Consider the following 11,814-nt stretch of genomic DNA (forward strand, 5'->3'; position numbering starts at 1 on the left):
CCGGCGGGTGGTGCCGGTGCCGCGGCGGGTCGCGCCGCGAGCGGTGCCGAGAGCGCGGCGGGTCGCGCCGCGAGCGGTGCCGAGAGCGCGGCGGGTCGCGCCGCGAGCGGTGCCGAGTGCGATGCCGGTGCTGCTGCGGGTCATGGTGCCTCCCGTCGTCGGGGTGGGCGGCGTGCGCCGCCTCTACCCTCTCAGACGACCGGCACGGCCGAACCGTTGGGATGCGCTCAGTAGACTGGAGCATCCCCACCGACGGTCACCGCGGCACCCCCCTGTCTGAGAGGCACGATGTCTGAGATCACCCCCGAGCGCGTCGCGCATCTCGCGTCGCTCGCGCGCATCGCGCTGACGGCCGACGAGATCGAGCAGCTCACAGGCGAGCTCGGAGCGATCGTCGACTCGGTCGCGAAGGTGCAGCAGGTCGCGACGCCCGAGGTGCCCGCGACGAGCCACCCGATCCCGCTCAAAGGCGGCATGCGGGTCGACGAGCCCGGTGTGACCCTCTCGACCGAGCAGGCCCTGGCCGGAGCGCCCGACCACGACGGCAGCCGTTTTCGCGTCACCGCGATCTTGGGGGAGGAGCAGTGAGCGCCGCCGCATCGTCAGGCGCGACATCGTCAGGCGCGACCTCGTCGGGCGCTGGTTCGTCGGGCGTCGGTTCGTCGGGCACAGGTTCGTCCACTGATCTCACGCGCACCTCGGCCGCCGACCTGGCCGCGCACCTCGCCGCGGGAGAGGTCTCGAGCGTCGAGGTCACGCGCGCGCACCTCGACCGCATCGCCGCCGTCGACGGTGACGTGCACGCCTTCCTGCACGTCAATGCTGCAGCCCTCGAGACGGCCGCGCAGGTCGACGCCGACCGTGCCGCCGGCGTGACGCTGCCCGCGCTCGCGGGTGTGCCGATCGCGATCAAAGACGTGCTGTGCACGCTCGATATGCCGTCGACGTCGGGCTCGCGCATCCTCGAGGGCTGGATCCCGCCCTACGACGCGACGGTTGTCGCGCGCTTGCGCGCTGCGCGCATGATCCCGCTCGGCAAGACGAACATGGACGAGTTCGCCATGGGCAGCTCGACCGAGCACTCCGCCTACGGGCCGACGAAGAACCCGTGGGATCTGACGCGCATCCCCGGCGGGTCGGGGGGTGGTTCGGCCGCGGCGGTCGCGGCGTTCGAGGCGCCGGTCGCGCTCGGCAGCGACACGGGTGGCAGTATTCGTCAGCCGGCTGCGGTTACCGGTTCGGTCGGTGTCAAGCCCACCTACGGTGGCGTGAGCCGGTACGGTGCGATCGCGCTGGCGTCGTCGCTCGACCAGGTCGGGCCGGTGTCGCGCTCGGTGCTGGATGCTGCGCTCGTGCACGACGTGATCGGCGGGCATGATCCGCGTGATGCCACGAGCATCCCGGATGCGTGGCCCTCGATGGCCGCGGCTGCTCGGGCCGGGCAGTCGGGTGATGCGCTGAAGGGTGTGCGCGTCGGTGTCGTGAAGCAGCTCGAGGGCGAAGGTTTTCAGGCGGGGGTGTCGTCGGTCTATCACGAGACGCTCGAGCTCATGGCGGCGGCGGGGGCCGAGATCGTCGAGGTGAGTGCGCCGCACTTCGAGTACGCGGTGGCGGCCTACTACCTGATTCTGCCGGCGGAGGCGTCGAGCAACCTGGCCAAGTTCGACTCGGTGCGGTTCGGCCTGCGGTCGGAGGTGCCGGGCGGAACTGTCGAAGACGTCATGGGTGCGACGCGCGAAGCCGGGTTCGGGCCTGAGGTGAAGCGTCGCATCATCCTGGGGACGTACGCGCTGTCGGCGGGCTACTACGACGCCTACTACGGCAGTGCGCAGAAGGTGCGCACGCTCATTCAGCGCGATTTTGCGGCGTGCTTCGAGCAGGCCGACATTCTGGTGTCGCCGAGTGCGCCGACGACGGCGTTCCGGTTCGGCGAGAAGCTCGCTGACCCGTTGGCGATGTACCTCAACGACGTGACGACGATTCCGGCGAACCTGGCGGGAGTGCCGGGCATGGGTCTGCCGATGGGGCTCGCGCCCGAGGACGGTCTGCCCGTGGGCCTGCAGCTCATGGCGCCGGCTCGCCAGGATGCGCGGCTGTACACGGCGGGTGCCGCGATCGAGCAGCTGCTCGAGGCGCAGTGGGGCGGGTCGCTCTGGGCCAAGGCCCCCGAGCTGCGGACGGCATAGCGGCCTGAGCGCAGCGGGCGCATGACGCGGTGCCGGTCTCATCCCGCGCCCGCGACCGGGCGCTCATGACGTGGTGCCGGTCATCCCGCGCCCGCGAGGGCGCGCTCACAGCGCGGCGCCGGTCAGCCTGCGCCCGCGAGGGCGCGTTCGCGCTCGATGATCGGGCTCTTGCTCGGGGCCGGGATCGGTCTCTGCTCGGGGTCGATCGACCGGGGTGGAATCAGCACGAACTCATCTCGTCTGCGTTCGAACCGCCAACCGTTGTTGTGCAGCAACAGGTGATGGTGCCGGCAGAGCAGTACTCCGGTGGCGAGGTCGGTCGCTCCGCCCTCTGACCAGGGGACGATGTGGTGCGCTTCCGTCCACGAGGGTGGGCGGTCGCAACCGGGGAACCGGCAGCCTCCGTCACGGGCGGCGAGGGCAACCCGCTGACGTCGGGTGTAGAGGCGCGTCTCGCGGCCGAGCGCCACGACATCACCGCGGGCATCGATGACGACGGGAACGACTCCGGCGGAGCATCCATGTCGGTCGGCGGTTTCGATGCTGACCGGTTCGGTCTGGCCTTCGATGCGGGCGAGGCCTCGGCGAGCGGCCAGGTCGCGCTCGGCGACGATGACCTGCACGGCGGGGGAGCGCGTGCCGATCACCTCGGTCGGGGCCACGTCGCCGCCGATGCGCACGAGGTCGACGAGGGCGTCGAGCGCGAGCTGCTCGGTGGTGCGGGTGTCGCGCGCGATGCGCTCGGCGCGCTCGCGCTCGCCGGGGCTCACGAAGCGCGGGCCGCCGCGGCGCGGCGAGGTGGCGCCGTCGACCGCGTCGTGCACGAGGGCGGCCGACTCGGGGTCGAGCAGTCCGCTCAGGCGCGTCATGCCGTCGGCCTGGCGGCTGAGGAAGAGGTATCGGCGGTCGCGCAGCGACTGCTCGCGCTCGGCGACGAGCTCGGGCTGGCCGTCGAGATCGAGCAGCGCGCGGGCGTTTCGGGCGCGCACCGACAGCTGCTCGAGCGTGAGCAGAGTCGCCTCGGCGACGAGCTGTGCGGCGGCGACCCCGAGCTGTGCTGCGGTGACGTGCGCGTCGGGTTGGCCGAGCGCGCGGGCGATCGCGTCGCCCGCCTCGACGCTCAACCGGGCCTCGCCGACAGCCGCCGCGATGGGGGCGAGCCACGGCGCTGCTGTGCTGGAAGATGCGTTCGCGGGCGCACCGGCGGGCGCAGGAGAGGATGAGGCAGTCGGGCTGTCATCGACCGAGGAGGCCGCCCCGAGCATCGACCCCACGCGCACGAGTGCGGCGGCGTCGCGGGCGCTCGTTCCGGTGAGGTGCTGCACGAGGTGCTGCGGGGTGCGGCTGCCGAGTCGTTGCGCGAGGCCGTCGTGGCCGAGCGAGTGGTGCGATCGGCGGGCGATCTCGTCGGCCAGGATGGCCAGGTTGGTCTCGGTGCGACGCCGCAGCTCGGCGAGCCTCGACTGCAGGCCGAGCAGCGCGTCATCGCCCAACCCGCCGACCTGCGCCCCGTCGTACACGTCAAGGGCGGGCACAGCGAGGCCAGGCACAGCGCGCACGGGCACAGCGAGCGCAGGCACATCGCCACCAGGCACGTCGAGCACCGCGGCATCGCCCAGCGGGGCGGTCGTCGTGGTGTTCGAATGAGCCATGCCTAATTCTCTCGCACTATAGAACTGGTGTACAGGTCATGAGCGAAACTCGTGGAGAACTTATTTGCGGGCAGCCTGTGGAGGAGGGGCAGCACGCACCCGCACCCGCGAACCCCCGAGACAGAGCATCCACCACCTGCAAGAATCGCCCCACGATGCCCGCCCGCCTGATCACCCTGCTCGCGTACACCGCGCTGCCGCTCGTCGGCGTGATGCTGCTCGGCTGGGACTGGCGCGAGATCGTGCTGCTGTACTGGCTCGAGAACGTCAGCCTCGGGGTGGCGATGGTCACCAAAATGCTGCGCTCGGCCGACGCGCCCGGCGGCGACGACCCCGCCGTCGTGGGCAATCTCACCGTCAACGGCCGCCCGGTGCGCGGCCCCGGCGCCGGTCGAGCGCTCGCGGGCTTCTTCGCCCTGCACTACGGAATCTTCACCCTCGTGCACGGCGTCTTCGTGCTTCTGCTGGTCGCCGGCGTCTTCATCTCGACGGGCAGCGCGCCGGGCCCGCTCAACTGGCTCAGCGCCCTGATCGTGTGGCTCATCGGCGGAACCGCCCAGGTGCTCGCCGCCCGCTTCGGCCCCCTGCCCGAGCAGCGCGGGTCGCGCCTCATGATGAGTGCCTACCCCCGCATGATCGTGCTGCACGTGAGCGTCATCGTGGGAATCGTGCTCATCGACGCACTCGCCTGGCCCGCCGCGGCGGCGATTCTGCTCATCGCCTTGCACGCCCTGGTCGACGGGGCGGGGTGGATGCTCGCAGCGGCCCGCGACCGCGCCCGAGCATCCTGACCCCACCGTCAACGCCCGTAGGATTGCGTCATGGCGCGCGCTGATCTCATGGACTTCGACAAGGCACTGGAACTCTTCGAGCCGGTGCTCGGCTTCGAGGTGCACGTCGAGCTGAGCACGAAGACGAAGATGTTCAGCGACGCCCCGAACCCCGCCTTCAGCGGCAACGCCGTCACCGAGCCCAACACGGCCATCACGCCGGTCTGCCTCGGCCTACCGGGAAGCCTGCCGGTCGTCAACGAGCAGGCGGTGAGCTACGCGATCTCGCTGGGCCTCGCGCTCGGCTGCCAGATCGCCGAGAGCAGCACGTTCAGCCGCAAGAACTACTTCTACCCCGATACTCCCAAGAACTACCAGATCAGCCAGTACGACGAGCCGATCGCGTTCGAGGGCGAGGTCGAGGTCGAGCTGCCCGATGGCCGCCTGTTCACGGTGCCGATCGAGCGCGCCCACATGGAGGAAGACGCCGGCAAGCTGACGCACGTCGGCGGGTCGACGGGCCGCATCCAGGGCGCTGAGTTCTCGCTCGTCGACTACAACCGCGCGGGGGTTCCGCTCGTCGAGATCGTGACGAAGCCGATCATCGGCGCCGAGGCCGACGCGCCCGCGCTGGGGGCGGCGTACGTCTCGCTGATCCGCGACATCGCGCGCGCGCTCGGCATCAGCGAGGCCCGCATGGAGCGCGGCAACCTGCGCTGCGATGCCAACGTCTCACTGCGTCCGCGCGGGCAGCAGAAGCTCGGTACGCGCACTGAGACGAAGAACGTCAACTCGTTCAGAAGCGTCGAGCGCGCCATCCGCTACGAGATCCAGCGGCAGGCGGCGATCCTCGCGGCCGGCGGCAGCATCCAGCAAGAGACCCGCCACTGGCACGAAGACACCGGCACCACCTCACCCGGACGCGTCAAGAGCGACGCCGACGACTACCGCTACTTCCCCGAGCCCGACCTGCTGCCGGTGGTTCCCGGCGCGGCGCTCATTGAGCAGCTGCGGGATGCCCTTCCCGAAGCCCCGGCAACCCGCCGACGTCGCCTGAAAGAGCAGTGGGGTTTCTCTGACCTCGAGTTCCGCGACGTCGTGAACAGCGGCCTGCTCGTCGAGGTCGACGAGACGGTCGCCGCCGGAGCCGCCCCCCAGCAGGCCCGCAAGTGGTGGACGGGCGAGATCGCCCGCATCGCCAACACCAAGAACGCCGAGCCCGCCGCCCTCATCACGCCGACGGATGTCGCGGCCATCGTCGCCCTCGTCGACTCCGGTGCGCTCACCGATCGTCTTGCGCGTCAGGTCGTCGAAGGTGTGATCGCGGGAGAGGGCACGCCGGTTCAGGTCGTGGAGTCGCGCGGCCTGCAGGTCGTCTCCGACGACGGCGCGCTCATCGCGGCGATTGATGCGGCGCTCGCGGCGCAGCCAGATGTTCTCGAGAAGATCCGCGAGGGCAAAGTGCAGGCGGCCGGGGCCGTGATCGGTGCGGTCATGAAGTCGATGGGTGGCAAGGCCGATGCGGCTCGCGTGCGCGAGCTTGTGCTGGAGCGGGCGCAGGCCTGACCCCGCCCGTGATCGTCGAGAGCTCAGCGTCGCTCGTCATCACGAGCCCCACCCTGTCCGCCGAGCAGATCACGCAAAGTCTCGGGATCACCCCGTCGACCAGTCGCAACATCGGCGACCCGCACGGTGCGCCCCGACCAGACGCGAGCGGAGTGGTCGTGCAACGCACGGCACGCGAGACCTTCTGGCGCCTCGATTCCGGCGCGGGACTTTCCCCAGGATCCTTCAGTGGCCTGGTCGCCCTAGCCGAGCTCTTGAGTGACAAGAGCGAACAACTCGCGTCGCTCAGGCCGTTGTGTACGACGGTGATTAGCTGGGGCGGCTTCAGCGACAGCGACCAAGGCGGCTTCGTTTTCCCGGCAGCTCTCCTCACCGACCTCGGAGCCCTAGGTTGCGACCTCTACGGCACCGCATACCTCGCCAGCTAGGAGAATCGCGATGTCGACTAAGGGTTCACGTTGACTTCTGGCTGTCCCGTTCACTGCGGTTGCGTTCGTGTTGGCTAGAGCAACTTGCGCCCTGTCGGCAACCGCGACACCCACCACGCGGATCGCGAGCAACGTCTTGAAGGTCTTGGGCTCACTAGCCGTGTTCCCGTGTCGGGTCTAGTAGCGATCTAGGCAACGCGCGGATCGCAATTGAGATCTCCCTTGAATCTGAATCGCGATAGCCGTGGCCTTGGCTTAGATCTCAGGATGTCTTCGTAGCGTTGCCCTCAGAGAGTCCGATAACAGAGCGTTGGGAGCCGCGGCGTAACGCCGCATTTCCTCGAGAACTTCAGCGAACGCGTGACTCTTGATTCTCTTTAGCGTTTCGACCCCATCTTCTGTGAGTCCCGCGTCCATTTGCCTTCCGTAGGCAGCGACAAGGGCCTCGAGCCCCGCCCATGCATCGGTTCGACCGGCGCGAAGTCTCTCGCGATTCAGGTTGAAGACGCGGATGGTTTCGAGGCCTTTCTCTGTGTGCGTCACGATTTGCCCATTGGCAGGATTCAGGGTTAGGTGGTCGCTCGGTTCCTCTCGCATCGGATTCACGAGTAGGGAGTCGCCGTTTTCGTCAATGGGAAACTGTGATCTCTTTGCATTCGAGTTGCAGCCCGAGCAAGCAAGCAAGTAGTTGTTCCATTCAAACGTCAGCTCGGGACTTCGGATCCTCGGATCAAAGTGGTCGATGGCCGTCCCCTCGTTGTCATCGCAATACATGCATCGAAGGTTGGTCCCGGCCGCTCGCTCGAGTGCGGCCCTGATCTCACGGAACCTGGCGCTGCTCTTGTTGGTCCACGTCCTTTTCGAAGCGTTGGCGCGATCGGGCGATGCCAAGATCTCTTGAGTCTTGGAATTCAGATAAGCAGTTTCGCTAGCGGCAAGAGCGGGGCGATGAAACCTACGCACGTCGCGCTCTCAGAATCTCATTGAGCGCGTTAATGGCCTGTTGCACGTCATCCGAAGGGCCGATCCCGAGGGTCCTGCGCAAATCTCGGAGGTCTTCGGAAGGAGCCTGGCCCATTTGAGCATCTTCCAGTTCAGACCACTTTCGGCGTCGCACCAGCGTCTCTTCGCTGTAAGTACTCTCAAGTCCAAAGAGGTGGCTCATGGATACTCGGTCCACGTCTCCGTTCACGATCTGATCGAAAGTGTCCTCTGCGATGAAGCTCGGTGTCCGGTTCTCGTCGTTTGGCGCAGGCAGCCTCAAGAGCCCGTTGGGGCTTGCTGCCTGAGCCACGAACGGACTGTGGGTGGAGACTATGAATTGAATATTGGGGAAGTGCTCGCGCAACCAGAAACCAATCCTTTGTTGCCAGCCCACGTGAAGGTGAACGTCAACCTCGTCGATGAGCACGACGCCTTCATGGCTGCAATACACCCCGCCTGACCCGTCGTCGATGATGCCGAGATGGCCAAACGACGCATATAGACGGCGAAGAATGTCAATCACGAGCGCGGAGACAACACGATATCCGTCGGACATTTCCTCCAAGACAAGCTCGGCCCCGCCTTGACGAACCCAAAGGCCTTCGGATGTGTAGTCAATAACCTCAGTGCCGTCTGGCATCAAGCCATCGTTGAGAAATCGGCGAATATCTTGATGAATTAGTTCAGAGGTTCGATCACCCTCCAATTGCTTCGGATAAAGCTCCTGGAGCCACCACGTGGACTCAGCTAGTGATGCGGATTCATCAAAAAGTGTGACCAAAGCGGCAGTTCGTTTGCTGCCTAGCATCGAACGTTGCGCTTCTGCCGCCGCGCCACTCAGTCGTCGAAAGGGTCCGTAGCCGGCGAGAAACCAGCCTGATGGATTCTCTAGCCAAGGACCACGTCGAGCCGTGAGCTTCGCAGAGCTCTTGGGAATCGACTCCTGCATCTCGACGAACGAGCCTGTTGACTCTTGGTCCCAGCGGAGTCCCGCCCAGGGCCGTGTCTTCGGCGGGGCCCCTCCGGTTCCGAATGAGTCCGCATGACCTTGGGAAAAGGCGGCCTCTACGCGTGCCGACCTTGAGCCGTTGGAGATCCATCCGTGGAAGCCGGGCGAGAGAGTTCTAGCAGTAGTCGGGCCGGAAAGTGCAAGCGCTATGCAGCGAAGCAGCGTCGATTTTCCACTCCCGTTTCGCCCGGCGACAACTGTGAATCCTGCGTAGGTTCCATCTGGTCGCGCAAAGTCGAGCTTTATTGGTTCCTCTGACGTCCGGAAACCTCTGACGTTCTCCAGGACCAAGGTCTCTAAAAACATGCTTGCCATTCCTCACGCTTGGACTGACGTGAACATACATCATCTGAATCCTCCACGATCGGCTAGAGAGCCCCCTTCTACCTCTCTCCAACCGGCTCCAACCCACAACCCATCGCGGGCGCGGGTCATGCCGACGTACAACTCGCGCCGCTCGATCTCTCGCCGTTCGAGCGCGCCCTCGTCGAAGTCGGCGGCAGCGGGGGAGAGTAGCGACCCATCGACTCGCGCCAGCAGCACTTGCTTGAACTCGAGGCCCTTGGCGCGCTTGATCGTTCCGACCTTGACCAGCGGTGCGGGTGTGCCTGCGTAACTCTCGAGCTCGATGGCGTCGAAGCCGGCGGCGCGCAGCGCGGCGAGCATGGCGAGAGCATCCCGATTCGTTGCGGTCAGCACGCCGATGTCGCCGGGGTCGACACCCGAGGCGACCAGCGCGCGCACGTGCGACACGAGCGCCGCGTCATGCAGTGAGACAGACTCGAACGACGCGAGTTCGGGCGACGGGCCCGTGCGGGGAACGTCGAGCGCAGCATCCGCCCGCCCCGGACCGCCCTCGAGGTCGACGAACTCGTCTCCCTCGACGATCGCCGCAGCGAACTGGGCGATCTCGCGGGTGTTGCGGTAGTTGGTCGAGAGCAACACTCCGCGGCCGGCGACCGAGATGCCCGCCTCGGCGAGCGAGTAGCCGCCGGGGTAGATGGTCTGCTGGCCGTCGCCGATGAGGGTCAGGCCGTCGGGCGGTCGCCGACAATCGCGTGCAGCTCTTTCTGTTGAGTAGCTGGAGAGGGCTGGGCGGTTTCGTGAGTCTCGCATCAAAGCGATATTGCCTACGCCTTGCCCGCAGTCTTGGCGTGCTCAGAACTGAAAGCTCCCAGCGGAGTCTTTGGATGCGCGTGGGCTAGGTAAGGCAGTCGCCTAGCGGTTTAGTACTAACGTCTGATCATGGATCTACTTGCCGAAGTGTCAATGAGCGCGGCGATCGGAGCGGCTACTGGACTGGGTGCGAGTTTCACCGTCTGGTGGTACGTCACGAGATATCTAGTGCCGAAGTTGGCGTTCAGCCCTGGCATTCGACAAGCGGTGGTGAACCGTCGGCTCGTCAACAGCGTCAAAGTGCACAACTATGGCAGGCGAGCAATCGTCGACGTGACCGTCCAAGTGGAGCTCCGCTTTGGACCTATACCCGACAACAAGGCTCGGGTGAAGGTTGTCAGGCTCAAGACATCTCCCGAGTCGATTCTCTTCCTCGCCCCAGGAAACGGTCGCCTCATTCGGCTCGAGTGCCGCGAGTGGTCTGATTTGTTTCGCGGCCGTGTGCCGGCCCGCGTGCGGCGAACACTACGAGCAAGCAGAACTGTTTCTCTGAGTGAGATGTTTAGCGAGCTTGGCCCCACAGCGAAGGTTCGGGTGGTTGTGACTGGCTACGACGAATACACAGGCGCTAGGCGCACTTTTGTGTCGCCGCGCTACTCTGGCGGTGACATCGACAGTCGCGTATTCGACACGAATTCTGCGGAGTTCGCCTGATACGCAGCCCCTTGGGTCTCTCGCAAGACGTCAGTGAAGGTCCTCACCCGGCCCAAACCGACGTGACTCGTGTGCGGCGATGAAAGGCTGCAACCATTCCAATTGTCCTCGACTCTTGCAAGCGGATCGTCACTGGGGATACTTGACTCATCGCCAGCCGAGCTTCCAGCGTCGCTCAGCGGCGCCCCCCCGTTTGCGGCGCGACCGAGAGTCAAGTAGAGCCTCGTCCTGATTTACGTGGTTGTACAAGGGCACCCCGCAAGAGTGGGCGAGTCACACGATTCGGGAGTCGCGCGTCACCCCTCTGCGGCAGACTGACCCGGTGCGAGCATCCGACGCCAACCCCACCGTCTACGACTTCACGGCCGCGCTCTACGAGTGGACCGGCCCCGCCGCCTGGCACTTCGTCACCGTTCCGGTCGCGATCAGCGATGAGATCGACGCGCGCACCCACGGCCTCACGAACGGGTTCGGCAGCGTGCGGGTGCGCGTGCGCGTCGGCGGCAGCGAGTGGGCGACGAGCCTGTTCCCCGACTCCAAGCAGCAGGCCTATGTTCTGCCCATGAAGAAGGCCGTGCGGCAGGCCGAGGGGCTGACCGCGGGCGACGACGTGCGCGTGCGCCTCGAACTGATCGAGCTCTCGTGAGGCACGCGTTCCTCTTTCGCGCCGTGAACGTCGGCGGCACCGCGAAGCTGCCGATGGCCGAGCTACGCGCGCTCGCCGCCGAGCTCGGCGCCACCGACGTGCAGATCTACATCGCCTCGGGCAACCTCGTCGCCGTGCCTCCGGGCGACCCGGCCGCGTTCGCTGTGCAGCTCGCAGACGCGGTCGAGACCCGCTTCGGGTTCCGTCGCGAGGTCATCGTGCGCGATGCGGCGGCGTTGCGTGCGGCTCGGGATGCGCATCCTTTCGTCATCGTCGACCCGGCCTTCTCGTACCTGGTGCCGCTCACGAGCGCCCCCGTCGACCCCACCGCCGCGGCCGACGTGCCGAGCGGAGACGACGAGTGGTCACTCATCGGCGTCGACCTGCACGTGCGCTACGCGAAGGGCGCGGGCCGCGCCGAGCTCGATCTCACCCGCCTGCTGCGCGCGCTCGGCGTCGTCGGCACGGCCCGCAACCTGCGCACGATCGACGCGCTGCTCGCCCTGCTCGACCGCCAACCCGTGACAGAACCGTGACCACAGCCAGCGCGACACGCCCGGGATGCATGAGCTAGTGTCGTGACTCGCACCTGCACGAGGCAGGCGCAGAATCACGAGCGCCTGCCATCGGCAGGCGCCAGAACACCGCCCACGGAAGGAGCACGAGCATGAATACGGCCTATTCGCCGATTCGCGAACAACTCGCGCAGCGCCTCGAGCGCTTCCTTCCCGACCTCACCTAGG

Annotated in this window: 12 protein-coding genes and 1 pseudogene; 8 read left to right on the forward strand and 5 right to left on the reverse strand. The window is 66.6% G+C overall.

Features of this window, described 5'->3' with window-relative positions; translation table 11 throughout:
- Nucleotides 1-288: 288 nt before the first annotated feature.
- Together gatC and gatA are read left to right on the forward strand one after the other, a co-directional pair.
- On the forward strand, nucleotides 289-588 hold the full coding sequence (gene gatC, locus ACK4HH_RS06215; protein WP_409649596.1) for an Asp-tRNA(Asn)/Glu-tRNA(Gln) amidotransferase subunit GatC: 300 nt from the start codon (nucleotides 289-291) through the stop codon (nucleotides 586-588).
- A gap of 122 nt (nucleotides 589-710) precedes the next feature.
- On the forward strand, nucleotides 711-2,186 hold the full coding sequence (gene gatA, locus ACK4HH_RS06220; protein WP_409649865.1) for an Asp-tRNA(Asn)/Glu-tRNA(Gln) amidotransferase subunit GatA: 1,476 nt from the start codon (nucleotides 711-713) through the stop codon (nucleotides 2,184-2,186).
- 122 nt (nucleotides 2,187-2,308) lie between these two features.
- Here the strand turns inward: gatA and ACK4HH_RS06225 are convergent, their stop codons facing one another.
- Nucleotides 2,309-3,838, reverse strand: a complete 1,530-nt coding sequence (locus ACK4HH_RS06225) for a DUF222 domain-containing protein (protein ID WP_409649599.1) — start codon at nucleotides 3,836-3,838, stop codon at nucleotides 2,309-2,311.
- Between the two features lie 155 nt (nucleotides 3,839-3,993).
- Here ACK4HH_RS06225 and ACK4HH_RS06230 point away from each other — a divergent pair, with 155 nt between their 5' ends.
- Genes ACK4HH_RS06230 through ACK4HH_RS06240 form a run of 3 tightly spaced genes read left to right on the forward strand, consistent with a single transcriptional unit; the run spans nucleotide 3,994 to nucleotide 6,602 of the window.
- Nucleotides 3,994-4,629, forward strand: a complete 636-nt coding sequence (locus ACK4HH_RS06230; protein WP_409649602.1) for a DUF6498-containing protein — start codon at nucleotides 3,994-3,996, stop codon at nucleotides 4,627-4,629.
- A gap of 30 nt (nucleotides 4,630-4,659) precedes the next feature.
- The gene (gatB, locus tag ACK4HH_RS06235) at nucleotides 4,660-6,174 is read left to right on the forward strand and encodes an Asp-tRNA(Asn)/Glu-tRNA(Gln) amidotransferase subunit GatB (protein ID WP_409649605.1); all 1,515 of its coding nucleotides are present in this window, start codon (nucleotides 4,660-4,662) and stop codon (nucleotides 6,172-6,174) included.
- An 8-nt stretch (nucleotides 6,175-6,182) separates the two neighbouring features.
- Nucleotides 6,183-6,602, forward strand: coding sequence for a DUF4279 domain-containing protein (locus ACK4HH_RS06240; RefSeq protein ID WP_409649608.1), 420 nt, complete (start codon nucleotides 6,183-6,185; stop codon nucleotides 6,600-6,602).
- Nucleotides 6,603-6,857: 255 nt separating this feature from the next.
- Here the strand turns inward: ACK4HH_RS06240 and ACK4HH_RS06245 are convergent, their stop codons facing one another.
- From ACK4HH_RS06245 to ACK4HH_RS06260, 4 genes and pseudogenes are all read right to left on the reverse strand, one after another.
- Nucleotides 6,858-7,493 carry an HNH endonuclease gene (locus tag ACK4HH_RS06245; protein ID WP_409649611.1) on the reverse strand — a complete coding sequence of 212 codons (636 nt, stop codon included), beginning with the start codon at nucleotides 7,491-7,493 and terminating at the stop codon, nucleotides 6,858-6,860.
- A gap of 64 nt (nucleotides 7,494-7,557) precedes the next feature.
- On the reverse strand, nucleotides 7,558-8,535 hold the full coding sequence (locus ACK4HH_RS06250; RefSeq protein WP_409649868.1) for an AAA family ATPase: 978 nt from the start codon (nucleotides 8,533-8,535) through the stop codon (nucleotides 7,558-7,560).
- Nucleotides 8,536-8,724: 189 nt separating this feature from the next.
- A pseudogene (locus ACK4HH_RS06255) lies at nucleotides 8,725-8,910 on the reverse strand (AAA family ATPase); the annotation flags it as partial.
- Nucleotides 8,911-8,940: 30 nt separating this feature from the next.
- Nucleotides 8,941-9,711 (reverse strand): 3'-5' exonuclease, encoded by a 771-nt coding sequence (locus ACK4HH_RS06260; RefSeq protein WP_409649614.1) that lies wholly within the window; start codon nucleotides 9,709-9,711, stop codon nucleotides 8,941-8,943.
- Nucleotides 9,712-9,840: 129 nt separating this feature from the next.
- On the opposite strand from ACK4HH_RS06260, the gene ACK4HH_RS06265 reads away from it, so the two are divergent.
- The 3 genes from ACK4HH_RS06265 to ACK4HH_RS06275 all read left to right on the forward strand — a co-directional run bounded on the left by ACK4HH_RS06265 (nucleotide 9,841) and on the right by ACK4HH_RS06275 (nucleotide 11,607).
- On the forward strand, nucleotides 9,841-10,425 hold the full coding sequence (locus tag ACK4HH_RS06265) for a hypothetical protein (RefSeq protein ID WP_409649617.1): 585 nt from the start codon (nucleotides 9,841-9,843) through the stop codon (nucleotides 10,423-10,425).
- 322 nt (nucleotides 10,426-10,747) lie between these two features.
- Complete coding sequence (locus ACK4HH_RS06270) at nucleotides 10,748-11,071, forward strand: DUF1905 domain-containing protein (RefSeq protein ID WP_409649620.1); 324 nt, start codon at nucleotides 10,748-10,750, stop codon at nucleotides 11,069-11,071.
- Complete coding sequence (locus ACK4HH_RS06275; protein ID WP_409649623.1) at nucleotides 11,068-11,607, forward strand: DUF1697 domain-containing protein; 540 nt, start codon at nucleotides 11,068-11,070, stop codon at nucleotides 11,605-11,607. Before ACK4HH_RS06270 ends, ACK4HH_RS06275 begins: the two co-directional genes overlap by 4 nt.
- Nucleotides 11,608-11,814 lie beyond the last annotated feature (207 nt).

The sequence above is a fragment of the Microcella sp. genome, from assembly GCF_046296455.1.
GTDB lineage: Bacteria > Actinomycetota > Actinomycetes > Actinomycetales > Microbacteriaceae > Microcella.